The organism is Nocardiopsis sp. JB363 (assembly GCF_900143625.1).
GTDB lineage: Bacteria > Actinomycetota > Actinomycetes > Streptosporangiales > Streptosporangiaceae > Nocardiopsis.
The window spans coordinates 76613-99226 of the sequence record NZ_FRFF01000097.1; the positions used below are offsets into that span (position 1 = coordinate 76613).

The 22614-nt window shown below is 65.0% G+C and carries 27 protein-coding genes; all 27 read right to left on the bottom strand.

What is annotated here, in order from left to right; genetic code table 11:
• Positions 1–109: 109 nt before the first annotated feature.
• The 27 genes from BQ8420_RS14340 to BQ8420_RS14455 all read right to left on the bottom strand — a co-directional run bounded on the left by BQ8420_RS14340 (position 110) and on the right by BQ8420_RS14455 (position 22382).
• Complete coding sequence (locus BQ8420_RS14340) at positions 110–1786, bottom strand: hypothetical protein (RefSeq protein WP_087099290.1); 1677 nt, start codon at positions 1784–1786, stop codon at positions 110–112.
• 117 nt (positions 1787–1903) lie between these two features.
• Positions 1904–3142 carry an AAA family ATPase gene (locus BQ8420_RS14345; RefSeq protein ID WP_087099292.1) on the bottom strand — a complete coding sequence of 413 codons (1239 nt, stop codon included), beginning with the start codon at positions 3140–3142 and terminating at the stop codon, positions 1904–1906.
• 285 nt (positions 3143–3427) lie between these two features.
• Positions 3428–4456, bottom strand: a complete 1029-nt coding sequence (locus BQ8420_RS14350) for a hypothetical protein (protein WP_087099294.1) — start codon at positions 4454–4456, stop codon at positions 3428–3430.
• Between the two features lie 98 nt (positions 4457–4554).
• A complete protein-coding gene (locus tag BQ8420_RS14355; protein WP_087099296.1) occupies positions 4555–5517 on the bottom strand; it encodes a hypothetical protein in 963 nt (320 codons plus the stop codon).
• Between the two features lie 196 nt (positions 5518–5713).
• Entirely contained in the window at positions 5714–5842 is a 129-nt protein-coding gene (locus BQ8420_RS33045; RefSeq protein ID WP_255404874.1) for a hypothetical protein, read from the bottom strand.
• A 100-nt stretch (positions 5843–5942) separates the two neighbouring features.
• The gene (locus tag BQ8420_RS14360; protein WP_087099298.1) at positions 5943–6233 is read right to left on the bottom strand and encodes a hypothetical protein; all 291 of its coding nucleotides are present in this window, start codon (positions 6231–6233) and stop codon (positions 5943–5945) included.
• A 129-nt stretch (positions 6234–6362) separates the two neighbouring features.
• Positions 6363–6485 carry a hypothetical protein gene (locus BQ8420_RS33050; protein WP_255404875.1) on the bottom strand — a complete coding sequence of 41 codons (123 nt, stop codon included), beginning with the start codon at positions 6483–6485 and terminating at the stop codon, positions 6363–6365.
• Positions 6482–7066, bottom strand: a complete 585-nt coding sequence (locus BQ8420_RS14365) for a DUF4326 domain-containing protein (protein WP_143847272.1) — start codon at positions 7064–7066, stop codon at positions 6482–6484. Before BQ8420_RS14365 ends, BQ8420_RS33050 begins: the two co-directional genes overlap by 4 nt.
• Before the next feature lie 616 nt (positions 7067–7682).
• Positions 7683–8210: a hypothetical protein gene (locus BQ8420_RS14370; RefSeq protein WP_200815936.1), complete on the bottom strand. Its 528-nt coding sequence runs from the start codon at positions 8208–8210 to the stop codon at positions 7683–7685.
• Positions 8211–8298: 88 nt separating this feature from the next.
• On the bottom strand, positions 8299–8511 hold the full coding sequence (locus tag BQ8420_RS14375; protein WP_087099301.1) for a hypothetical protein: 213 nt from the start codon (positions 8509–8511) through the stop codon (positions 8299–8301).
• 309 nt (positions 8512–8820) lie between these two features.
• On the bottom strand, positions 8821–9237 hold the full coding sequence (locus BQ8420_RS14380; protein ID WP_087099303.1) for a hypothetical protein: 417 nt from the start codon (positions 9235–9237) through the stop codon (positions 8821–8823).
• Complete coding sequence (locus BQ8420_RS14385) at positions 9228–9515, bottom strand: hypothetical protein (RefSeq protein WP_087099305.1); 288 nt, start codon at positions 9513–9515, stop codon at positions 9228–9230. The genes BQ8420_RS14380 and BQ8420_RS14385 overlap by 10 nt, the downstream gene beginning before the upstream one ends.
• Positions 9516–9868: 353 nt before the next feature.
• Positions 9869–10852: a putative toxin-antitoxin system toxin component, PIN family gene (locus tag BQ8420_RS14390; RefSeq protein WP_087099307.1), complete on the bottom strand. Its 984-nt coding sequence runs from the start codon at positions 10850–10852 to the stop codon at positions 9869–9871.
• 139 nt (positions 10853–10991) lie between these two features.
• Positions 10992–11333 (bottom strand): hypothetical protein, encoded by a 342-nt coding sequence (locus BQ8420_RS14395; RefSeq protein WP_087099310.1) that lies wholly within the window; start codon positions 11331–11333, stop codon positions 10992–10994.
• Between the two features lie 37 nt (positions 11334–11370).
• Complete coding sequence (locus tag BQ8420_RS14400; RefSeq protein WP_087099312.1) at positions 11371–12312, bottom strand: DNA-processing protein DprA; 942 nt, start codon at positions 12310–12312, stop codon at positions 11371–11373.
• Positions 12313–12341: 29 nt separating this feature from the next.
• A complete protein-coding gene (locus tag BQ8420_RS31930; protein ID WP_160049312.1) occupies positions 12342–12515 on the bottom strand; it encodes a hypothetical protein in 174 nt (57 codons plus the stop codon).
• Positions 12516–12530: 15 nt separating this feature from the next.
• Positions 12531–12749 carry a hypothetical protein gene (locus BQ8420_RS14405; RefSeq protein WP_143847274.1) on the bottom strand — a complete coding sequence of 73 codons (219 nt, stop codon included), beginning with the start codon at positions 12747–12749 and terminating at the stop codon, positions 12531–12533.
• Between the two features lie 18 nt (positions 12750–12767).
• Complete coding sequence (locus BQ8420_RS14410; RefSeq protein WP_087099316.1) at positions 12768–12992, bottom strand: hypothetical protein; 225 nt, start codon at positions 12990–12992, stop codon at positions 12768–12770.
• A 389-nt stretch (positions 12993–13381) separates the two neighbouring features.
• The gene (locus BQ8420_RS14415) at positions 13382–13933 is read right to left on the bottom strand and encodes a GNAT family N-acetyltransferase (RefSeq protein WP_235006209.1); all 552 of its coding nucleotides are present in this window, start codon (positions 13931–13933) and stop codon (positions 13382–13384) included.
• Between the two features lie 231 nt (positions 13934–14164).
• Positions 14165–14623, bottom strand: coding sequence for a hypothetical protein (locus tag BQ8420_RS14420; protein WP_087099318.1), 459 nt, complete (start codon positions 14621–14623; stop codon positions 14165–14167).
• A gap of 104 nt (positions 14624–14727) precedes the next feature.
• A complete protein-coding gene (locus BQ8420_RS14425; RefSeq protein ID WP_143847276.1) occupies positions 14728–15204 on the bottom strand; it encodes a hypothetical protein in 477 nt (158 codons plus the stop codon).
• A gap of 373 nt (positions 15205–15577) precedes the next feature.
• Complete coding sequence (locus tag BQ8420_RS14430) at positions 15578–16444, bottom strand: N-6 DNA methylase (protein ID WP_235006211.1); 867 nt, start codon at positions 16442–16444, stop codon at positions 15578–15580.
• Between the two features lie 1059 nt (positions 16445–17503).
• On the bottom strand, positions 17504–17818 hold the full coding sequence (locus tag BQ8420_RS14435; RefSeq protein WP_087099323.1) for a hypothetical protein: 315 nt from the start codon (positions 17816–17818) through the stop codon (positions 17504–17506).
• A 96-nt stretch (positions 17819–17914) separates the two neighbouring features.
• Positions 17915–18631 (bottom strand): hypothetical protein, encoded by a 717-nt coding sequence (locus tag BQ8420_RS14440; protein ID WP_143847278.1) that lies wholly within the window; start codon positions 18629–18631, stop codon positions 17915–17917.
• A gap of 216 nt (positions 18632–18847) precedes the next feature.
• Positions 18848–20788, bottom strand: coding sequence for a DEAD/DEAH box helicase (locus tag BQ8420_RS14445; protein WP_087099327.1), 1941 nt, complete (start codon positions 20786–20788; stop codon positions 18848–18850).
• 245 nt (positions 20789–21033) lie between these two features.
• The gene (locus BQ8420_RS14450; protein WP_087099329.1) at positions 21034–21939 is read right to left on the bottom strand and encodes a hypothetical protein; all 906 of its coding nucleotides are present in this window, start codon (positions 21937–21939) and stop codon (positions 21034–21036) included.
• Positions 21940–22061: 122 nt separating this feature from the next.
• Positions 22062–22382 (bottom strand): VRR-NUC domain-containing protein, encoded by a 321-nt coding sequence (locus tag BQ8420_RS14455; protein WP_087099330.1) that lies wholly within the window; start codon positions 22380–22382, stop codon positions 22062–22064.
• Between the last annotated feature and the right edge of the window lie 232 nt (positions 22383–22614).

The window sequence follows — 22614 nt, forward strand, 5'->3', positions numbered from 1 at the left end:
CGCTGGTGGGCGCGAGCGATCCGGGCGGATGAGAGATGAGGTGGCCGATCCCGCAGCGCCGCCTGGCGGATCAGGATGCGCTACGGGTCGCAGTCGTGCGCTCGGCTGGTCAGAGCACCATGCCCAGCAGCTTCTGGCGGATCGACGGGTCGATGTGGTGCATGTCGTCGGCGAAGCCCGTGGCGGATCGGACTATGAGGGTCCAGTCCGTGGCCGAGCACGGCGCGTAGTACAGGTTCGCCGGATGGTCGACGCGGGCCGATGGGGGCGGCCACTCGAAGTCGGTAATCATTAGGCTTAGCTGCCGCTTGCGCTTGTTCGACGCGTTGATGTAGTCCCAGACCTGCTTGAACTCGGTGCCGCCGGTGACCTTGGGCACCCGGCGGAACTCCTTCCAGATCTGGCGCAGCGACTTGTTCTCCACCCTGAGCAGCGTCTCCTGCGAGATGATGTGGCTGAACGAGTTGAAGTAGATGTTGACGCCCAGCTTCTTGGCGATGCGGATGAGCATCATCACCGCCTCCTGGTAGTTCTCCTCAGAGATCGACCCGGAGGTGTCGATGTAGACGTGCAGGTCGGGCATGTACTGCACCGAGCTGATCCGGCCGGGCTTGTTGAAGTCGTCCGGGTCGCGCCTGTTCGTCTTGAGAAACGTCCTCTTCGTGGTGCGGTAGACATTCTGCGACTTGTTGACCCTGCCCATGCGGCGCAGCACGCGGGTGATGTCCTTGAACAGGTCCAGCCTCGTGGGCGGGGCCTTGCGGAACTTCACCTGTGCGGAGCGCGAGCCGGGCTGGCCCGGCTGCTGGTTCGCTCCTATGGCTGCGGCCTTGGCGGCGGCCCGCGGCAGCGAGGTCAGCTTGGAAAGCGCGGAGTTCGAGACGACCTTCACCGGCGAGACCAGCGACTGGTTGATGAGGTTCCACTCCCCCGTGACCTGAGGCGCGGAGGCGCGGGCGTGCGCCTCAACGTTGACCAGGACCACGGACTTCGGGCAGAACAGCTCGCCGACCGTGAACGGCAGGACTCCGACATCGAAGATCTGGCCGCGCTGCTGGCCGATGTAGGTCATCAGCATGTGCATCAGCAAGCGCGGGAAGGACAGTTCGTCGTTACCGTCAGAGTCGTTCTTGCGCAGCAGCAGGGACTCGGTGAGCCCTTGGAGCGAGAGCTTGGCGAAGTCGCCGATCAGCTTCAGGGTTGTCGCCGGCACCGGCGAACTCGCGCCACCCAGAGCTTGGGTCTGAGTGGACAGCCAGACCCGGAAGTCGTCGAAGGCAGCGGCGGACTGGAACCAGAACCCGAGCGTGTCCGGGTGGAAGGCGTAGGCCAGCGAGGCGAAGAATTCGCTCTCGTCGGCCGAGCCGGCAAGTAGTCCCTTGGCCGCAGGGATCACGTCGGACTGAGCGGTGTAGATTACACGGGGCCCGGGTGCGGGCATCTTATTCCGCTGCCCCGCCTGGACCGCGAGGAGCTCGCCGACGGGTAGGGGTGTGGCCTGATCGTAGTTGACCATCGTCTGGCCCAGCAGCTCCTTTGCGGCCCTCTCGGCGTTGGTGTTGACGTTGTCGCCGAAGCAGGACAGGAGGATGTCCGGGACGTCGCCGGTCAGATCCGTGCCGGACCCGTCGACGATCGAAGCGGGCGCGTGCGGGCTTAGCGGCTCGAGCAGCGGGTCCACCAGCGCCTCCTGGAAGGCGGGCATCGGATCATAATCGCCAGTGCAGGTGATCGTGTGGATCGCGTCGAGCACGGCCGGCTTCTGATTGGTGACGGTAATCGTCATCGCGGTGATCTCCTTCTGAGGTCAGGGGCTGCGGCGATGCGCGGATGGTTCTGCGGGCCGCCGGCGAGAGCGGGGAGCGGCTGAAGCCACTCCCCGCTCCGCACGGTGCAGCCTTGATCAGAGGAATGCCGACAGGACGGGCTTGGCCGCATTGGCGACCGGCGCGTCGATGTCTAGAAAGGCCTCCAAATTCTGGCGGTCGACCTGCTGGCTGGTCACCATCTCGATGAGGGTGCGGGTGTGCTCCGGCTCGATCCGAGTGGCGGTCTGCGCCAGCTGCTCGATCAGGCGGGCGTTGTCCGAGTTCTCTTTGAGGGCGTACAGCAACGCGCCGGAGATCTCTTTCTCGGTGAGTTCTGCGATCTTCTTGGCCAGTTCCGTGACCGTGCCCGCGACCTTGAGTTCCGCGTAGCAGTTCGGCTTCGGGACGTTGACCCGGTTGGCGGCGGCCGGGCCCGAGTTCGAGGCGAGGTCCTCGGCGATGGTGGCCACCACCTGGGTGGTGAACATGGTGTCGCCGGTGTAGGCCTCGATGATCTCGTTGAGCTCGGAGGTCTCGCGCCCGCCGATCTGGACCGGGGTCGCCAGGTGGCTGGCCAAGTCCTGACGGTCGGCCGCGTTCAGCCACTTCGACAAGTAGTCGATTGTGCGCGGCGTGGTGAGCTGGTTCATCTCTTCGCCGCCGTCGAACAGCTCGGCCATGGTGACGTTGCCGTCGTCGTCCTCGTTCTGGCCATCGGCGACGATCGCGTTCGGTGTGGACTTCTGGAAGATCAGCGCCGGGTACTGCGTGAGCACCTTCTTCACCCACGGGTTCAGGTTCGGGACGACAGACATCAGGGTCGAGGCGTCGGGCTCCACGTGGAAGATGGCGAACCGGGACAGGCTCGCCTCGTCCAATGTGGTGACGGTGCCCTTGTCGTTGCCAGCGACGACGATGCACACGTTCTTCGGCAGCTCGACATGGCCCATGCGGCGCAAGGTCACCAGGGTGAGCGCGCCGGAGGTCACGTCCGAGGTCGTGCGGTTGATCTCGTCGAGGAAGAGGATCGGCCATTCGCGAGGGTTGGCCTCGGCATAGTCGATCGCGTCCTGGATGACCTGGTGGGGGTAGAAGACCTGCTTGTAGCTGTCGGTGCCGTCGTCCTTGGTGTAGGGCACGAGGCGCGCTCCAGTGAGGTCGGCCTTGTCAGCGAGCTGGTTGCAGGGCAGGACGAAGGCTTTGGTGTCCATGCTGTAGGCGAGGTCCTCAACGAAGGAGCTCTTGCCGATGCCAGGCTCACCCATGAGCGCAGGCGTCGCGCCGATCTCGAGGGATTGCCGGACGAGCTTGGTCAGGGTGTCGTTGAACTTCACAGTGAATTCCTTTGATCATGGGTGAGAAGGGCTTCTTGAACCACCGGGAGGTGCGTCGCAGGCAGAGGGCCGAAGACAGAGCACGGGCGTTCTCGGAGAACCGTTCGCAGATCACGTCAGCGGGCTGGCTGGGACCATGGAGCCGCTCATGACGAGTCCGGCTCTGTGGTTGAGAACGAAGACCTTCACCACGAGGCGGTGCGGTCCTGCTCCAGCACCGCCTCCATCCCCGGATCGCGTTTCGCGATCCAACCCCTGCCTCGGGCAAAGCCTGGCCAGCAGCGTTCAGGCAGCACCAATGGAGCGCTCCCGCGCCCGTGTCCGCCGATCGGCGACCAGCGAGGCAGCGCGGTCGAGCAGATAGGGCCGCCCGTTACGCGTCTCCGTGTGCTTCGCCCGCTTGGGCAGCACCTCGACGGCGGCGGCGTAGAGGAGCCAGGCCTGGTCGCTGGCCGAGTAACTCGTCTGCCTCATCCCGGCATGGAGGTTCATCGCCTGGATCTGCTCGGCGTAGAGCGTGCCGAGGACGGAGAACTCCCAGCGAGAGCGATCGTGGTCGAAGTCGGACAGGTCCTTGCGCCGGCTCTCGGAGCCGGCGACCGCCGCGGCGACGATGTCGTGGGTGCCGGGAATGTCGGGCATGTCCTCGTCGGTGACGATCTCACCGGCGGATCCGGCGGTGCTGGCGCGGGCGTTCTCGGCCAGGGCGGCGTAGAGGTCCTCGAGCGAGGCGAAGCGGACCGGCGGCCCGTCACCCGCGAGCCCTGCGGCCACGGGCCGGCGAGTGAAGGTGATCCAGTGGTCGAGGAGGATCTCGAACCATCCGTTCCTCTCACGCAGGACTCGCTTGTGGGCGGCCTGTGGGAAGTCGTGGAGGTTCTTCGGCCGCGGCATGGCCAAGTGGTAACCGCGCCCCGACATCGAGGTCTCGGCCCAGAGGACGCCGGGCAGGCGCAGCAGGTCGGCCGCGAGGTCGGGCGGGCAGTCGGGCTCGACGTCGACGACGACGACACCGTCGCTGTGCGACTGTAGGTAGTAGGCGTGGTTGGCCGCGTTGGGCAGGGCAGCGACGAGTTCACTGAGGCTCATCAAGCAGGTCGAGTCGAGAGAGAAGGCCCCGCGCAGAGGGCCGTCGTGCTGGCATCCGGGACGGCAGCCCTCGAGGAGATGGCGGACGTCGATCGGTGCCTTGTGCCCGGAGTCGGGGTCGTCGCCGAGCCTCCCGGACACCGTCCAGCGCCGAACGGGGGCCAACGTCTGGATGGTCGGGTTGGCGTAGAACTCCGGGAAGAGTGCGAGTGGATCGACGGTCACATCGACTGCCTTCGTGTGTCGGTGGTCAGGGGAAAAGGACGAGGCCCCGCTCTGCGCACCAGCGCGGGGCCTCGCCGATCGGTCATGGACGCGTCCGCTCAGCCGTTGTAGGCGATCCCGGCCTGGGGCTGGGATTGCTGCGGGGCCCAGGGGCTGCTCGGGTCCGGAGTCCCGATGGCCGAGGCGACGTCCTTGGCCGCCTCGTTCTCGGCGCGCAGCGTGGCGTTCTCAGCTTCGATGCGGGCGAGCTTCTGCTCGGCGGTCTCCTCGGCCTGGACCGGGGCAGACTGCGCCCGCAAGGGAGTCTGCTGGACGACCTGCGGCTGGGCGACGGAGGCCGGAGCGACCTGCTGCGCGGACGGAGCCGACTGGGTCGGGGCCCGCTGGACCTGACCGGCCGGCTGAGGAGCCGGGAAGGACAGACCGGAGGTCTCGTCGACCTCGGTGCCCACGGGATCGGCCTCACCAACAGGGTTGACCTCGTTGGACGGCACGGCCTGCATCGGCTGGGCCAAGGTGATGCCGCGGGCCTTCAGCTGGGATTCGTCGACGCCGCCGGGGGTGTAGTAGCGAGGGGCCTCGTTGACGAGCACGTGGGTCAGTCCCAGACCGCGGTTCTCCTGGTCCCTTGACTTGTACACCTCCAGGACGAGAGTGACGTCGAGCCCGTGGGCGAGCTCCTGGCCGCTGAAGTCCTGGACGAAGCCACCCTCACCGGGACTCCCGATGATGGGCAGGTTGTTGCCCTTGGAATCGATCGAGTAACTGAGGCCGTCCTCAGGCTTCAACTTCGAGGTGTAGCAGCGCTCGGCGACGTACTGCTCCTCGAGAGTCGGGTTGTCGGGGTCGGCACAGGTGACCTGGGCACCGCCACTGATGGTGGCGGTGGTGTACGGACTGGTGATGTCGTACTTCATCCCGGCCCGGCGGCGGCGGGCGTTGGCCTTCGCGAGCTCCTCGCCCTCGATGCGGCGGGTGAGCCGGGCGAAGGCGAGCTTGCCCCGGATGGTGACGACGGAGCCCTCGGTGAGCTGGTCGGCGCGGACGGTGTGGTTGGCCATGTGCGATTCAACTTTCTACTGGGTAGCCAGTGGTCAGGCGCGCAATGAATCTAATGATCTTTAAATGATTATTATACTGATCTATCCCATCGAGATCTGTTCTTGTATGAGTGGCTGCGAAAATGGCCGACCGGATCGCGGTCGTGCGATCCGGTCGGCCGATGGATGAGGCGGATACGGTTATGGGAGTGCGACTTCAGCGCAGTGCGCCGAGCGCTTCACTCAGGGTTCGGAAGCGCTCGATCTCGACTTTCATCACGGCGACGTCGTCAGGCGAGTAGTCCTGCAAGCAGTCGAGCTTGTAGCCACCGCACAGCTCGATCATCGCGGTGAACGAGACCGAAGGCCCCGACGATGCTTCGTTGATCTATTTGAGCGCGTGCGCCGTGATGATGGTCTGGGCCGCGGAGACGGCCAGATCGGGCTCATTCATGAGGGTTGCCCCCGTCGTCCGGCCGCAGCGTCGGGGTCTGGACGTCGAGCCAGGCCTGCATCGCCTCGAGGGCGGTGAAGACGTCGTCGCTCACGTCGAGGCGGATGAGTTCGGTCCAGCCGATCTGTGTGAGCGTCGCAACGTCGAACTCACCGCGGCTGGCCTCGGTCACCCGGTACAGGCCGGATCCAGTGACCTCGTAGATGGTCTGGCCGGGCCTGTGCGCTTCGCGGGACCGCTCGTACTTGACGGGCAGCTGTGATGCGCGGAGAGGAAGGGCCATGGGCTACTGCTCCTGTCGGTCGCAGATATCGAGGACGATCCGTGCCGCCTGGTCATGGGTCTTGGGCACCCCGGTGCGTAGGTCCTCACCGGACGCGACGACCTCGGCGCTCGGGCCGCATGTAAGCCGCTAGCCCCACCGGCCGCCGTAGGAGCGGCCGAGGGTGCCGCCGCCGATCTTGCAGGCGCCGACCTCGCCGTACCTATAGGCGATGGTGAGCTCGTCGAGCTCAGGGGCGAAGACGCCGGTCATGATGCGAGGGCCTTCTTCTTGATAACAGGGGCGAGCTGGGCGTGGACGTCGGCCATGCGCATGGCGGAGCCGGAGCGGGCGCGGATCCAGTCGCCGATGACGGCGCAGGAGTTGCCGACCATCCAGCGCATAGGGCCGGACGCCTCGAGGACCGTGCCCGCGGGGCCGGGGCCGGTGACCCGCAGGCGGAACCGGTGGAGGTGCCCGTGGTCGTCCCAGACGGTCACCCGCAGCCAGAGGCCGGGGGCGTCGACAGCCGGGACGTGGCCGGGACGACAGGTCTTGAGGTGGGCCAGGGTGAGCAGCACTCCCCCATGGCAGCGCCCGGCGGGGCAGGCGCAGACCAGGTCGCGGCCGGCGAGCTCGCCGACGTGCTCGCGGATCCACCGCGCGCGCTTGTCCGGGGCGTGGAGAACCCACTTGTCGAACTGCTCGACGATGTCTTGGCGCGTGCCGTCGCGCCGGACCCTGAACGGGGTCGCCCATGGCGATCCGGGACCGATGTCGACGGCGTCGGTGGGCCTGTCGCGGTCCTTGATCCGCCAGAGGCGGCCCGGCGCGTGCAGACGGGCGATGGTCATGGCGACCTCCTGGTCGATCACGGAAAGTGGCGAGCGGTCGGGGCTCGCCCCAACAGCTCGTCCCCCGGGACCGACGTGAGTCGGTCCGGCCCCTGCGCTGAGATGGGCGACCCCCTTGATCTTGACGAAGACGACCCCTGGGCCGGTGGCTCCAGAGGTCGAGGCCTGCAGGAGTAAGGCCGAGCTCACGCGAGGTCCGCTGATCAGGTGCTCGCCGTCGACGGGGCGGGGACGCTCGGCCACGACCAGGCCCTTGTTCTAGCAGACCCACGCGTTCATAGATGCCGCCCATGGCGTTGGGGTGGTCGGCCGCCCTGGGCTTCGTGGTGTGCCCGGCATGCTCTTGGTGCAGCAGGTATGCGTCCACCATCTTCTTAAGGGTGGCTTCGACCGTTCGGTCCCGCCGCACACACCCCACATACGGCGGGGACCGCGCCACCTGGATGGTGCGTGCCCGCCGCCGAGCGATCACGGAGAACAGGACACAGGGGAAGCAGTGCGCGAGGGACACGGTGAACCTTGGAGAAGGACCGAGGCCAGGTCCCGAGATCAGTAGTGACTACATACGGATACCTACCGTGTGTGGCCTGCACACCGCAAACTTGTCGTTGCAATACTAGGATTCGCGGGTTCCCCGGTCCTCGTCCGGAGGCTCTGGAGAGCCGAGGACGAAGCCGCGGGCTTCGCCTGCGTCGAGCATGTCGGCCAGGTGGGCGAGGACCATGGCCTTCTGGGTACCGCGACGGTCGGCGACGGGATGGTAGCCGCGGAGGACCTCCATGTCGATGACCCAGCCATCCTCGGCGTCAGCGAGGGCGGCGAGCTCGGAACCGGCGCGCACGTCCAGCCCGGTCACGAGGTGGTCGAATTCCGGGGTGAGGTCGAGATGCTGGCCCAGTTCGTCCGTGTAGAGGACGTCGCTACCCACTCGATACCCCTCGGCGTCGAAGGCCGTGAGGAAGACCCTGTCGGCGCGGGCGATGTTGTCGACGTGGACGGCGACGACCGCCTCATCGTCAAAGAAGTCGGTGATAGCGAGCCTCTCGAGCGTGCGGGCCCGGCCGTGATAGCTCGACAGGAGCCGCTTGGCCTCGGCGAAGCCAGCGAACTCGTCTCCATCGGGGTTCGAGGGGTAGTTTGCCATGATTCGAAGTTTTCATATGTGTGGAACTTTTTCCACACAGTGTGGGAAAATTTCCACACATGCGGAAACGATCTTGGGGAGTCTCCCCTCAAGCAGCGAGCCACTCTGGGCTGGTGTCGAGGCTGTTACGGATGGCGCAGAGCTCGATGACGACGTCCTTGAGCATCGAGTCGGCGGGCGGCATGAGGCGTAGCATCGCCCGCCTCGAGGGCTTCATCGGTTTCTGCAGGGTGGCCCCGCCGAGTAGGTCGAGGACGTCGAACCTCTTGCGCCGCACCCTCACTTCTGCCAGCAGTTCCATGCCTGTGGCATCGGCGTGTGCCTCCTTGGGATCGCTGAACGTGGTGTGCGCACATCGCGGGGGCGCTGGCGACGACGTCGCGGTGAAGGATGTGCGCGTACTCATGCATGATCGCCTAGAGCCGGTTGAGCAGCGAGAGGTCATCGTAGTAGACGTGGGAGACCTCGCCCACCACGTCAACTAGACCCGTGACCTGGGCGTGGCGCAGGCGCGACGGGATCGGCTCGACCACGACCCTTAGCTCGTGGAGATCGCCGATGGCGCGGCCTAGGGACTCGATCGTGATCGCTTCGGGTCAGGTGATCAATCTCAGCGGTTCGGCGGCTCTGGCTTCTTCTCTTCCCCCGGGACATCGTCGAGCCGCTCGCTGCGGCGTGCGATCTCGATGATCGAACTGATGGACGCGAGCGCCCCGTTGCTCAGCCCGCGGACCCTCAAGGCGATGTTGCGCTCAGCCTCGGTCAGCCTGACCTCGGCAACATCGGCCTCCTCCTCGACCAAGCACGACGGGGGAACACCGAAGGCGTCGGCAAGGGCGCGCAAGTGTTGGACACGCGGATTGGTGGCCTGTCCTGAGCGCAGCTGCTGCAGGTAGCTCAGCGACATCGTGGCGATGCCTCGCTGCTTCATCCTGTCGACGATCTCCTGGAGGGTGACGGGTCGGCCTTTGTCGCCAGCAGTGTCGGCGAACAACTTCTCAAGCCTGTGCGCGAGGGTCAGGGGCACGATTCGTCCTTCTTCGTCAAATGCGCGGGACCGCGCGCTGCATCGGAGGACACAGCGACGAAGAAGCATGCTACTGGAAAGAATTCCATAGAGTTATAAGGTCGACTGGGGCGCGGCCATGTAGAGATGGCTGCGCCCCTGCGCGCAAGTCGCCGACCGTCGCAGCAGACCGCGTACTCGCCGCGCTGGCCGGGGTGGGTGATGCCCAGGCGGTCGATCTTGTAGGCGCTCCCGTCATGGATGTAGACGGTGGCGGTCTCGGTGTTGTCGTTGCTCATGAGCCGACTCCTTCATCGGCAGGGGTGTGGTGCTGAATGCGTGGAGTGGGGAACGTCAGCTTGCCTGGTCGACGACCCACGCGACTACCACGGCGTGACCGTGGTCACTCACGTGGTCAAACATCTCCGCGTCGGGGATGCACGTCTCGCACAGGGGGCATTCTGGCATGATTTCTCCTTCAGGTTGCAGGATGGTTTGTGTAGTCAGGGGCCACGGGCTGTTCAGGCGGGCAGGTCGACGCCGTAGCTCTCAGCGAGGGTGATGCACGGGGTACGTGGCTCGCGGTCGGCTCCAGGCACCATCCTCCAGAAATGACGGTGGGGGCGGCACATGGCGTCTCCTTGCTCGCGGGTCAGCCCCCCGGTTGAAGCTGGTCATCTCCCGACTTCGCCTGCGGATTGGGGCTGGACTTGTACTCGTCGACGAGGGAAGATCCCCGATCCTGCCGTTTCGGGTCGAGGCGGTCGAGGGCGAAGTCGAGTTTCGAACCGAGGTCGGCCAGCGCCGAGTGAGCGATCTCGGGCTTACCCTCGACGATGTCGTCGAGATCGGCCACACGCTTTTCGAAGGTCGTGATGTTCTTCTCCCAGACCTCGATGCGCTTCTTCATCTGCTCACTGCCGGGGTTCCAGCCATCGACGATCTCGGCGAGCCGATCAAGGTCGGCATCGAAGCGCTCGCGGTCGCGGTGGAACTCCTTGGGGTGATGGTCGAGCATCGCAGCGGTGGTGTTGGCCGTGCGCGTAGCCCGCCGATAGTCGCGCTCCCGCATGCGTTCGGTGATCCTCTTCTCCGGCAGCTGATGCTGCTTGAGACGCCATGCGCCGTCAACGTACGAGGCGAACCTGCGCGGCTGTAGGATCGGGGTGCCCCGCCAGCCGGACATCGAGGTGAGATCGGCGTCATTGGAAACGATGATCTCGGCTCCTGTTAGATGAGCGAGGTCGAGGATGTAGTTGTCCTCGTGGTCGGTGCAGTCGAGGACCTTCTCTTCGGGCACCGGCTGGGGCTCGATGACATCTCCGCCCGAGGCGATAGCGATCTCCTCGAGGACGTGGAGGTACTCGTCGATCCTGTATTCGGAGACGCGTTCCTTGTTGACGAGGACGCGCCTGGTGTTGTTGAGAATGTGAGGCGAGAGCCACAGGCTGAATCCGGCGTTCTGGTCCGTCGCCCCGACGCAGTCGGCGGCCGCGGCCGGGGTCTTGGGCGGCAGCCTCGGCCAGTCGTAGGGATCGGGGTTCTGCAGGTAGGCGTCGACGAGGACGTTGACGTCGTAGACGATGTGTGTCTTCGTCGGCGAGTTCTGCACCGGGCTCCGATTCTTGCTGGTCATCGTGACCCCACTCCTTCAAGGACTCGCCGCTCAATCCTCCATTTCAATCACCCATTTACTCATCAATTACATAGTTATCGGGCTCATAAATCGGCCCTAGCATCGTCGAACACTGGGGCTTCGTGGTCTATCTGACGCCTCAGTCGACGGAGTCGTCGTCGATCAGCCGACCGTAATGGTCGATGAGTGGGACGTTCATGTCTCGCTCGGAGCTGATTCCGGTGTAGATGCCCTCCGCGATGTCGATGTACTTCTCGCTGGTGGCGTGCTCCACGCGTGACTGGAGGGTGATCGACTCCAGGCCGGGGATGACGGGGTTCCATTCGCTGGCGTTGTAGGCTCCGTAGTCCTCCTTACTCAGCGGTGCTCGTCGAGGGGTGACGGCGTCACCTGGTCGGTATGTCCGCAACCCCTTACCGAAGGCCTTGCTCTGGTACTCCTCGCCGTTCAGTGGGTCGAGGAAGGTGTCGTAGGTTCCCATATCCTCCATTATCTCATGATTCAATGATCGTATGTGATCATCGATCGATCACCGCCAGGACGTCGTCGGCATCAGTCACGAGCATGGCGGTGCCCTGCTTGATCAACCGATGCGTGCCAGCTGATGCTGCCGAGGTCGTAGGACCGGGCACAGCACCGACGGCACGGCCGAGTTCGTGTGCTCGCGCGGCCACTCCCAAGGCGCCCGAGCGCTGGCCTGCCTCAACGATCACCGAGGCCTGTGACAGGGCGGCGAGGACCCGTGCGCGGCGAAGGAACATCGCGCGTGTGGGTTGGGCACCGGGCGCTGCTTCGGTCACGAGCATTCCTCTGCCAGTGAGCTGACGGTGCAACGAGGCGTTGCCCTGGGGGTAGATGATGTCGAGGCCCTGAGGCAGGACAGCGAGTGCGCGCGGCAGCTCGTCACCGGAGTCAGTGGCCATCAGCGCTCCGCGCATCGCAGCGGTGTCGATGCCGAAGCCCGTCGATGAGATCACGGCGGTTCCCGAGCGGACGAGATCGTGTGCCAACTCTTCGGCCACATGATCACCGTATTGGGTCGAAGCGCGAGCGCCGGTGACGGTTACCGATTCCTCGACGGCCTCGGCAAGATGGCCAGAACCCGTCACCCATAGTGCGACCGGCGCGGACGTGCCGGAGCTCTTCAGCCGTGTTGGGTACTCGGGCGAATCGAAGGCGATGAGTCGAGCGTCGTGCTCGGCCATGGCTGCGACGTCGATGGCACCGGAGTCCCAGCCGCCCGTGCGGGCGAAGTCCGAGCGCAACTTCTCGACGGCCTGCTTGTCTATCGGGTGCGGGAGGTGCGCTGAGGCCGTTTGAGGGTCGTCGGCGGTCAACAACTGCGCCACCGCATCGAAGCCGCCAGTGTGCGCCAGCGACTGGCTGATGATCCCGGCCTCGTCGAAGCTCGCGAGTCGGAGAACCGTCGCGCGGACGACGGTGTCGGAGGGTGCGGTCATCGTAAAAAGCCCTTATCTGTGGAGGGAGGTCAGGGCCGCTCGGCCTTCATCTTGACCGGGTCGTCGATGTCGACTTGGTCGCCGTGCTCGTCGACAAGCTTCTCGATCTCGTCAAAATCGGCGGCCAGACGAGCGCGGAGCGTGGGATGGTCCAGGCTGCGGTAGAGAACGAACAACTCGTTGATGGGTGCTGTTGTGGCCAAGGGCGGCTCCTTCGTTCAGCGACGGGGATGCAGCGGCAGGGCGTGCTCGATCCACTCGCCGTGCGAGTGCTCGTTCTCATCGAGATGAGCGGCGAGATTGTCATCGATGCCTGCGTGGACCAAGCGGATCCGATGCTCGGCCTCGAAGATGGCGTCTCTTTGGTCAGTCGAAAGGTCGCTGTCATCGCCGTCAGTGGCGATGCTGGGTGCAGCCGATGACTCGATTCGCACCAAGGTGGGATCGTTCTCGTCCTAGGCGCGGCGAAAGACAGCGGTCTCGTAACCGGGGAAGGCGTGAGCCAGCATCAGCCGGACGTAGTCGATGCGCGATCTGTCGGCGAGGTGCTTGGCGTCGGCGGCGACCTGCTCGGCATGGCGCATGAAGGTCTTCGCGGAGACGATGTGAAGCGGGTTCTCGTCGTTGATTTCGGTGAGAATGGGCATGATCAGCTCGATTCGTAGGATCGGATCCGCCATCGATCTTCGGTGCGAAACAGCGCTCGGGACGGATCTCCTCGCGGAAAACGATCGACTCGGGCCGACCGACGTAGGCGGCCTGGCCGGAGATGCGGTCGAGGCAGCCCACGGTGCAGCTCGCCGAGGGTGGGCTTCTTTTCCCGGATGGGATCTACAGATACGGAGCCGCTTCCGCGCGCAGGATGCGCTTCAAATACTGGCGGGCGGCGTGCTTGCAAGCGCGCCGCTGCGTGGTGATCCAGCGTCGCGCGGTGCGCTGAGGGGTCGGAGCGATCTCCTGGCAGCGACAGTCCGGGTGTCTGGGGTGGCGCGTGGTGGCGAGCTTGGGAACGTGCATGGCCACCTCCACCGAGGAGAAGGACAGAGGCGGCAGGGAAGAGGCGATGGGCTTATCGGCGTCGGGCGCGGGAGCGCTGGATCCAGGCCTGTTCGGCAGTGGGAGCGCAGTAGGCGCGCGGGTACATCCAGGTAGCGATACCGGTCCAGGGCCGCGTCGATGTCGTCGGGCGCCAGCTGGTGTTGCCCCGCGCCTGCGGCCTCCTCGCGGGGGTCATGGGCAGGACGAGTTCGTCCAGGAGCGGCGGGTCGCACACCCGCTGGGCCAGCAGGTCACCCAGGACCGTACGGCGCCCCGAGATCCGCAGGGGGCGTCCGCCGGTGGCCATGATGTGCAGGTTGCGCGCGGTTCTCCACAGCGCGGTCGCCACCCCCTGGCGGCGCATCGTCGGTTTCACGTAGATCTCGCTGGCCTCTCCGCTGGCCTGGTGCCAGCGGATCGCGCCGATTTGCTCATCGACGACCTGACGCACGGCGGCCGTGCTCATCGTCATCACGATCCCCGCCCCGGGGCGGCCCTGTCCGTCGCAGGCCAGTGCGAGCAGTTCATGGGCTTGGTCGGGCCCGGTACCGGTGGCGAGGATGTGCACGAAGTCCAGGTCCATGACGGGGCCCTCCTTCCTTCGGCGTGCAGGTGGGGCCACCGCGGGGCCTGGGTGTGCTCGTCCAGCCAGACGGCGGCCGGAGTGAGCAGGGGATCGATGGGGGTGAGGGCGTAGAGCTCGACCACGCCCGGGGACGGGTCACCGAAGAGGACCACTTCGAAGACGGGCCTGTCGGGGCTGGTGCCGATGGCTCGGCGGTCGAAGGCGGTGTATAAGCACGTGAGATGTCTTTTAGTCGAAGTAGGGTGCGAAGCGCTCATCGCTGAGGTCGATGTCGACCCGGCGGTCATCGTCGACGACGGTGAACACGCAGGCCTCGTCGGCGCTGGGCTGGATCGGGCCGCGGCGGAAGTACTTCTGCCAGACGGTGATCGCGGCCTCGATCGGCGGGTTGCCGTCTTGCTGGATGGCCCAGGTCACGCCGTACTCGACCGGGCAGGGGCGCGGTTCGGCGGGTTCGAGGTGCAGATGCCCATGGGGCGGGTTCGGTTGCTGGCCGAAGACGGCGGCCCAGACGTTGCGGGCGAACTGCTCAAGGTCACCTTCGATCGTCACGGCCTCGTCGTATCTGAGGACGAGGATCTCGGCGTCACCTTCGCCTTCGTACTGGCCACCGGTCTCTTCGGCGAACTCGTCTTCAGTGGTCTTCAAAACGGTGGGATTGTGGACGGCATCGATGTGGAGGGACACAGCTGATTCCTTCGTGGAGTGAGCGAGAAAGTCGGGGTGCAGTCGAAGAGACATTGGAACGACACCGTGTCGATGAACTGCCTCCCTGGCGCTCTATGGGTTGATCAACCGCGGAGCATGGCGCCGCCGCGCTCGAGATCCCCTTCGATGTACGTGAGCATTTCGTCGGTGCCGGGGTGGGCCATCACGTAGTGGTAGGAGGCCTCGACCGCGGTCATCTCCCAGCCAGCTTCACTGAGGGCCTCCACCAGCGATTCCTCTCCCCCGGATCCGGCGAAGAACGCCTGGTCGGTGGAGAAGCGGCGGACGAAGTTGCGGTTGACCTCGGCGATGACGGCGTCGTAGCACTCGTCGAGGAGCACCGCGCGGACCTGGTCGAAGGCGGATACCCTCTGGTCGCGGATTCGAGCGAGCTGATGATCGATCTGGGCCCAGAAACCCTCCGGCACCGGCGGGCACCGCCGGTCGCGGCCGGAGCCGAGGCAGGAGCGGCAGTGGTCAGTGGGCTCCTCGCGGGCTCTGGGGACGTCGGCGGCCCACCCGGGGTGGTCAAGGCAGTTCAGGCAGGTGGGTCCAGGCATGGTAGATACCCCTTCGAAAAATCATTGGGCTGATCGTCAGGTCTTTCAGCGACGACCATCAGGAAACGGCGAAGCCCGCGACTGGGGCGCGGATTTTTCGCTGGGGTGCGCTCGAACGAGAGTCGATGGGATCGGGGCGCAGGGCGTTCCGATCCCATCGACTCTGACCCGTGCCCGCCGTTAGGCGGGCACGTCACCTTTCAACCACGCTCACCAGAGCCTTCACGGTCGTCGAATCCTGTGACGATCTCGTTGATAGCGTCGGGTATTGACGAATTCACAATCGCTGAAGCGAGTCGGTCGAGGTCGTCACCGCTGAGCGGTCGGTCGGCCCACTCCTCAAGCTGCGATCGTGTGAGAGTGATGCTCTTTATCATTTCTCTTTCTCTGTCGGCGATGTCAGATCAGTGTCCGCGCTGGCATTGAGGTCGGACCGGCGTTGCAGTCGTGGGCCCCATCCGCCGAGGAGATGGTCGGGGGTCGGCCAAATACTGAAGACCTCGCGTGTGAGGGTGTCCTGGTGGCGGATGATCGCCGGGACGCCGAGCAGCGCCAGGTGGATGTAGATCATGTGGACGGCCTTCCGGGAGAGGTCCTCGGCCGTGACGTGCAGCTGGGTCTGGTGGTCGAGCCCGTGCGCGCCCATCTCTTCGGTCATGGCGACGATGAACCCGCCAGCCCCGCAGGCGGGCTCGTAGAGTTCGGCGAACCCGTGGGCGACCACCTGGTCGACGACGTCGCCGATGGTCATCGCGGCCATGAGCCGGGCGACGTCGTCTGGTGTGTAGACTTGGCCCAGGCGGTCGTTGCCGAGCTCGAGCTCCATGTAGAGGCGTCCGAGGACGTCACTGGGCTTGGCCTCCATCGCCAGCACGGTCAGTCCTATGGCGCGGGCGAAGCGGTCCAGCTCCTCTCGCGAGTACCGGTCGGCGATAGCGAGGTACCGCGCCTCCCGCTCGCCGCGCCCGCGGATATCGACGGCGTTGCGCAAGGTCAGCGCGGCCGTCTCGACGAAGTCGTCGAAAACCACGGGGAGGCTGCGGGGCCCGGCATTGGCGCGTAGTAACCCGACGATCTCTCGGCGATGGACCGCAGCTGTCGTCCTGGTCATGGGGTGGGCGTCCTGTTCTGGGTAGAAGACGCGAACGACCCGGCCGTTGGTGAGCAGCCGGGTCGTTCGCAGGGAATTCGGTGTCGGGGTCGGGGGCGTCACCTCCTGCCGAATGAGCAGGGCGAGCACCGCATCGAGGACGACCAGCCTGCTCGTGGTCAGCTCAGCCCAGCACTCACCGTTGTCGGCGCGGGCCGGCCGTCACATAACAGGAAGGCGAGTTCGGCTTCATTACATGCCAAGCCGTCTGCACCCTTACCGCTGACGCAGTCCTCGAAAAGGTGATCGAAGTAGGTCTCTTCCCAGGCGAGGCAGACGGGCCGTCGTTCCGGTTTCGGAACCCGGCAGTTCGTCTTCCGCAGCACCTATCCGATCATCCATCAGTTCGAAAGTCATTGTCCGCTCCTGCCTCGGAATATGTCTTTTCAAATTTCCATGGCCCGCCCTACCGCAGCCCTCACATCGTCGAAAACGCTATACTCGATATCCCACCGGCATGGCCTTGGGCCCGAGCGGCGATCTCCCAGCCGTGATCCGCATCACTTATAAGGATGCTTCGATTCCGCCGATGCCCCTTAATATGACATTGGTGGATTTCAGTTTATTACCCCAAGGAGCGACGCGCCGAATATACGCAACCCGAGGATCTACGAAATGGTTCCTATAGCCTGGGATTTCGAGAAGGATCTTGGCACTCTACTACAGGGATCGAATTTCGGGAATCGAGCCCAACAGCAGGACATCAATCCCCTATGGGGAACTTGATTTTCGCTTTCTTGACAGTCTGCGGTGAAACGGTTTCCAGAAAATCCAGTATTTCACACAGCACATGAGCCCACACGGCGCACCGGATACCAGCATGCGCCGACACCGGGGGAGCACTCGAACGAATTTTTATGCTCTCAGTGGCACTACATTCGATGTGCTCGAATAACCCGAAAGTAAGCACACCGGCATTGCAGTCCGCGGCCCTCAAACTTGACACTTTCGGGATCTTCCACGGAGAACGCCGTCACCTGCCCTGAGTCGTGCTGCTACTGGGATCAACGCTCCCGAAGACCTTAACCGAGCCAATCAGCTAAGTCCCTACCCCTACTCCGGTACGTTACGACTCTTCGAACACAGGTGAAGGTACGCGACGTTGCCCGTACCAACAGCACGGCTGGAGGATCATGTGGGACTTGTGTCCTACCAGGTCAGCGTACGTCCGTCCGTGATCACGATCTTCTCAGGGTCGTGGCTGAAGGCGGAGGCCATCGTCGCCCGAATGCCCGAGGTTCCGCCGAGGCCGTCGAATGCTTCGCTGTGCATCACCAGGGTGACGGGGTTCTTCCCACCGGACTTGGTCATGTCCACCAGGACTGTGGTGCTCACGTCGAGCACCCGCTTCGTGTAAGGGCATGTGATGTTTTTCATCACTGCGTGTCGCAGGATCTCCTGCCGAACAGCGGTCTCCGGATCGACGCCACCTGCCAGCGCGGCGGCAATGGGGTCCTTGTCCATATTCACTCCTCGAAGCACATCAGGATGGACTGTCCACCCACAGCGAGACCCCCGCCGTACCGGAATACTCGGGGGACCACTGTGGCACAGGCAGCATTAGACGCCGGGAAGCGTTTCCTGCCCCGGAATTGGCGGTTCGGGAACATGGTGGACGGAAGCGTCCCGGACGAGACCACAAACATCGCACGGGTCTTCGGGGTGTTCTTCGTCCGCAAACCATGGGTGTTTGCGCGACGCTTCAACACGTGCGGACGTTTCCTCAAGCAATTCGTAGGACAGTTCGTCGAGTCCATGCACGCCGTACACCGTCGCGAGATAATCCTGGACCTCTTCGACGATCTCGGAGCGCACCTCGGAGCGGAGGTGCTCCATGTAGTCCTCCCGCTCCAGCACAGCGAGGTCGTCTTCGTCAATGATTCTGCACTCTTCGAGTGTCTCGACCCATTTCATAACGGCCATGGCGAGCTGCGTGTGGCCCGGGTCCACCATGATGTTCTCGGTCCACCCGACCGCCCAATGACGCGACATCTGGGTATCCACGTGGTACGGAGCGATCTCTTCCAGTTTGCGCTTGATCACGCGGAAATTTGACCGGGTGAGCGCATCCGCGTCACGCGACGTCGAGAAGGGCGTGATCGCAAGCGATGTCCATTCCCTGAAAACCCGCTGATATTCCAGGTCGCGCCAGATGTCCCAGCCGAAATCCGGTTGGCGGTGGTACGCCACCGTGGCGTCCAGGAGTTTCCGGCCGATCTTGGTTCTGACACCCTTGTACAGCTCCTCGTACCCGGTCGGGACCTCATGCTTGACCATGACGGGCACACCTTCCTCCTGCGTGACGAGTAGTGAACGTTGTGGGAAGCGAAGCGGTGCCCGCTGTGGTCTCCCTGTGGAACCCGGGCCGGCTCGGCCGGCCAGAACCCCCGCTCCCGACCGCCTGTGGCGGAGATCGGAGCCAGAGACCGGGACCGGACCGGCTCGCAGAAGCCGGTCGAACTGCGGACCGCGCCCGTCGTTTTGACACCCCGTTCACGCGGGGGCGAGGGCCCAGATGTCGTCAGCGAGCTCGTCGCTGAGAGCGGCGAGCTTCGGGTCGTCGCGGTGCTGTATCGACACCGCGTCGAGCAAGGTGTCCTGGGTGTGCTGCTTCTCCCTCAGGACACCGGGCACCCGTTCGTCATGAGTGCCCTTGGTCAGCAGCCGGTAGATGATCACCGGCCGTGTCTGTCCGGGGCGGTCGAGGCGCTTGTTCATCTGCAGGTAGTGCTCGAGGTTGAACGGGACGGTGTACCAGATGAGGGTGTGGCCGCCGTCCTGCAGATTGAGCCCGTGGCCGGCCGAAGCCGGGTGGACGAGCATCACCTCAACTCGACCGGCGTTCCACCGTCGGGTCATCGTCCGCGAGCCGTCGAACTCCTCGGCGGCGATTCCGGCTTTGGTCAACCTGGCCAGCAGCTGCTCCTTGTCGGAGCGGAAGTTGTAGGCCAGCAGCACCGGGGAGTCGCCGTTGTTGCGGATGAGGTATTCGGCCATCTCGGCCTTGGCGGTGTGGACGACCTCGTAGCGGCCTTTGGTCGACGGATCGTCCGGGTCGGAGGTGTAAAGCGTGCCGCTGGCGTACTGCAGCAGTTTGCTCGTCAGCACGGCCTCGTTCTGAGCCACGACCGTGGTCACCAGGGGCACGTGGTTGGCGTCGAGGAAGCGCTGCAGGTGGCCCTGGTACGCGTCCTCGTGGTCGTCGCCCGTCAGCCCTGCCAGCTCGACGGCCACCGTCTGGGCCTCGGCAGCGGACGTGGCCAGCCACTGGTCGAAGGCCTCGTGCGCGAGGGGCACCAGGTTTTGGCTGACGACGTCGAGGACGAGCTCTCTCTTGAAGGACTTGTAGTCATCCATCAGGTCCGGCGCGAGCCTGATGGTCACGTCCTCGACCGTGCGGCCGGGAAGATTCAACTCGGTGTTCTTTGCGCTCATTACCAGATGCCCGATGGCCCGGTGAATCTCGTCTTCGGCCTCGGGGTTGGGCACCCACTTGGCCGGGGTGTTCGTGCCGGGGACCATCTTCGGGGTGAACCAGCGGTCGCGGAAGGCGGTGATGTTGTGCCCGAGAGTCTCACCGCCGTCGAGAAGGTACATCTGTGACCACAGGCCCTCGAGCCCGTTGGCCGCGGGTGTGCCCGTGAGCTCGATGAAGCGGTCGACGGTGGGACGGATGGCCTTGAGCGCCTGGAACCGCTTGGAGGAGTGGGACTTGAACCCCTGTGATTCGTCGATGATCACGGTGCGGAACGGCCAGGTGGGCCCGGCCTCGTCGAACAGCATCTGATCGACGAGGCCGAAGCGGCACTGCCGACAGCCCTCGCCTGAGCAGGATCGGCACTCGACGGCCTCTCGCACCAGTCGGGAGGCCTTGACCAGCTCCTTGATCCAGGCGGCGACACGGGCCTTGGCCGCCGGCTTCTCGCCGTGCTCGACGGCTGCGGCCCTCACGGCCGAGACGAGTTCATCCTGCTTCAGCGGTCCCAGCGCGCGGCCCAGGTCGAGCACGCCCTGCGCCTCGGAGGAGACCGGCACGGAGTCGGCTGTGTCAGGGGCGGCGACGAGCACCCGGGGTGATTGGGACGGCTGGGTGAGCATCTCCTGGTTGATGAAGTACATCGACGGGGGGTCGGTGGAGATCTCGGCGAAGCGGGCGAGCCGCTCGTCCTTGCTCAGCTGCAGATCGTTGTCGTCAACGATGAGGGAGCGGGTGCGGATAGGCATCTGCCACTTCTCGATCTCTTCGATCCAGGTCGACCGAGCGATCGCCACGGGCGCGACGACGAGGATGTGGCCAACGGGCCGAAGCTGCATGAGCGCGACCAGGGTCGATAGCGTCTTGCCCCCACCCATGTCCACCCAGACTCCGCAGTGCGGGCGGCTGGTGATGAAGTCAACCGTCTGCTGCTGATGCGGTTTGAGCGCGATGGCCATGGTCGGCCTCCTTTCGTGGTGCGGTGGGTGCTTGGGCCTCGTCGAGGGCGACGAATGAGGCCGACTCGGCGAGGAGTTGGGCGTTGGTTTCGCCGCGGTTCAACGGTGTGATTGGCGGGAACAGACTCACTCGCTACTTCAGAATCTGCGATGGAAACCTGCAGGACCATCGGCTTCGGCGATGCCGACCAACCTTTCGGCGAAGAGGCTCTCCTGGGTGGCCCGCACACGAATCGATCGGGCCGTTACGCCTCGAAGGCCTCCTTGACCAGGGCCAGCCGGGCTTTGGTCTCACCGAGCTCTTTTTCGGTCTCGGCACAGCGCTCCTCGGCGGCGACGGCACGGCGCTCTTGTCTGATCGCCTCGTCGGATAGTGCTTCCTTCTCGGCCTTGAGGACTTGGACGCGTGGGTCCTCCCCGAGGAGCGAGCGGATCCGGTCGAGGATCTCGGCGGCATCGACGTCAGGGGAGAGGGCTTGTTGGTCATCGGTCCTCTCCGTCTGGTTCGGCTCGGCCGGAGAGGGCACGTCGAGACCGGCGCGCAGCAGCTTGCTCGGCGTCGCGCGGTAGCGCCCGTCTTTGTCACGGCCCCCGGCGGCTCGCAGCCGGTTGCGCACGGTCTTGCCGGTCACCGAATTGGCTTCGGCGACGGCGGTCACGGGGTAGACCACCTCCTCGGTTTCTTCAGCGGGCGTCTCGACCGGTGTCGGAGCGGACTCGGGCAGCAGGGAGAATAACGGCGATCCGTCCGGAGCGGGCACGACTTCAATCTTGTCCTTAGGGCTCAGTTCGCCGTTGGTGTCCATCCAGTTGGAGAAGGTCATCCCGTAGCGATCGAGGGCCTCGACGACGGTGATCGGCGAGGTGGGGTTGGCTGGCGCGGGCGCCGCCTCCGGCTGGGTCGTGTGCCCCTCGAGGAATCTTTTGAGATCGGCGGCGGCGTTCTGGGCCGAGCGGTTGAGGGAGACCGAGTTGGGCGGCACCGACGTGGTCTGGCCGGCGCTGTTGTGCAGGATGGCGTGTCCGTTGGACGAGACGCGCCCGGTGCAGCCGGCGTCCATCGCGGCGAGGACGAGGTCTGTGGACCTTTGGTCAAAGGCCCTGAGGTCGCGGTGGGTGAGCTGGCCGAATTTGGTCCGCTTCTTCGCCATCAGAGCCCACCGTCCTTGCGAGCGGCGATCGTGCACTCGGTGGAGGGGTCTTTGGTCAGGTGGAACCGTGCGACAAGTGATGGTGTTGTCATGGGGGGTGTTGATCCTTGGGAACTGGGTGGTCAGTCGGCGGCGAGCTCGGCAACGAGGGCGTCGACGGCCGATCGGCTGTCGACGACGTAGACGGCCGCGCCAGCGCGGAGCATCTTGGCTCTGATCGCCTGCTGGAGGCGGCGGAGGCGCCCGCCGGGGCGCTTGACCTCGACGAAGACCGTGGCCCAAGGGGTGATGACAACGCGATCGGGCACTCCTGCCCTGCCGGGGCTGGTGAACTTCCAACAGAGGAAGCCGACGGTCCTGCAGTTCTCGAGTAGGTACGCCTCGATCTCGTTCTCGATGGTGCCGGCGTCGGTCGCCGACGCTGCGCGGTCTGCGATGGTCATGGGCTCCCCTGTCGCCGTTCGTATTTTCCGTGAAGCGTGTGGTCGGTGGCCACGTCTCAGACGGCGGCCATCCAGCGCTTGGCCGAATTGGCGAAGGTCGAAACGACCCTCTCGTTGTCCTTCTTGACCAGGTCGGCCGCGGCGAGCTCCTTGAGCCGGGTGTGGATGCCCGATTCGGAGGCCCTCGGAGTGTCGGGTCAGTGACGACGAGGTGGTGGTACTGGTCGATGAG

Excerpts from the sequence above, each read along its gene's own strand:
- BQ8420_RS14440 (WP_143847278.1), bottom strand. The coding sequence starts at position 18,631 with ATGGTCAAGCATGAGGTCCCGACCGGGTACGAGGAGCTGTACAAGGGT.
- BQ8420_RS14395 (WP_087099310.1), bottom strand. The coding sequence starts at position 11,333 with ATGGGAACCTACGACACCTTCCTCGACCCACTGAACGGCGAGGAGTAC.
- BQ8420_RS14365 (WP_143847272.1), bottom strand. The coding sequence starts at position 7,066 with ATGACCATCGCCCGTCTGCACGCGCCGGGCCGCCTCTGGCGGATCAAG.
- BQ8420_RS14425 (WP_143847276.1), bottom strand. The coding sequence starts at position 15,204 with ATGCCTGGACCCACCTGCCTGAACTGCCTTGACCACCCCGGGTGGGCC.
- BQ8420_RS14450 (WP_087099329.1), bottom strand. The coding sequence starts at position 21,939 with ATGGCGAAGAAGCGGACCAAATTCGGCCAGCTCACCCACCGCGACCTC.
- BQ8420_RS33045 (WP_255404874.1), bottom strand. The coding sequence starts at position 5,842 with ATGATCGAGCTGTGCGGTGGCTACAAGCTCGACTGCTTGCAGGACTAC.
- BQ8420_RS14385 (WP_087099305.1), bottom strand. The coding sequence starts at position 9,515 with ATGAGCAACGACAACACCGAGACCGCCACCGTCTACATCCATGACGGG.
- BQ8420_RS14370 (WP_200815936.1), bottom strand. The coding sequence starts at position 8,210 with ATGGCAAACTACCCCTCGAACCCCGATGGAGACGAGTTCGCTGGCTTC.
- BQ8420_RS14375 (WP_087099301.1), bottom strand. The coding sequence starts at position 8,511 with ATGGAACTGCTGGCAGAAGTGAGGGTGCGGCGCAAGAGGTTCGACGTC.
- BQ8420_RS14390 (WP_087099307.1), bottom strand. The coding sequence starts at position 10,852 with ATGACCAGCAAGAATCGGAGCCCGGTGCAGAACTCGCCGACGAAGACA.
- BQ8420_RS14340 (WP_087099290.1), bottom strand. The coding sequence starts at position 1,786 with ATGACGATTACCGTCACCAATCAGAAGCCGGCCGTGCTCGACGCGATC.
- BQ8420_RS14355 (WP_087099296.1), bottom strand. The coding sequence starts at position 5,517 with ATGGCCAACCACACCGTCCGCGCCGACCAGCTCACCGAGGGCTCCGTC.
- BQ8420_RS14410 (WP_087099316.1), bottom strand. The coding sequence starts at position 12,992 with ATGGCGGATCCGATCCTACGAATCGAGCTGATCATGCCCATTCTCACC.
- BQ8420_RS14360 (WP_087099298.1), bottom strand. The coding sequence starts at position 6,233 with ATGGCCCTTCCTCTCCGCGCATCACAGCTGCCCGTCAAGTACGAGCGG.
- BQ8420_RS33050 (WP_255404875.1), bottom strand. The coding sequence starts at position 6,485 with ATGACCGGCGTCTTCGCCCCTGAGCTCGACGAGCTCACCATCGCCTAT.
- BQ8420_RS14455 (WP_087099330.1), bottom strand. The coding sequence starts at position 22,382 with ATGACCATCGCAGACCGCGCAGCGTCGGCGACCGACGCCGGCACCATC.
- BQ8420_RS14445 (WP_087099327.1), bottom strand. The coding sequence starts at position 20,788 with ATGGCCATCGCGCTCAAACCGCATCAGCAGCAGACGGTTGACTTCATC.
- BQ8420_RS14400 (WP_087099312.1), bottom strand. The coding sequence starts at position 12,312 with ATGACCGCACCCTCCGACACCGTCGTCCGCGCGACGGTTCTCCGACTC.
- BQ8420_RS14415 (WP_235006209.1), bottom strand. The coding sequence starts at position 13,933 with ATGGACCTGGACTTCGTGCACATCCTCGCCACCGGTACCGGGCCCGAC.
- BQ8420_RS14435 (WP_087099323.1), bottom strand. The coding sequence starts at position 17,818 with ATGGACAAGGACCCCATTGCCGCCGCGCTGGCAGGTGGCGTCGATCCG.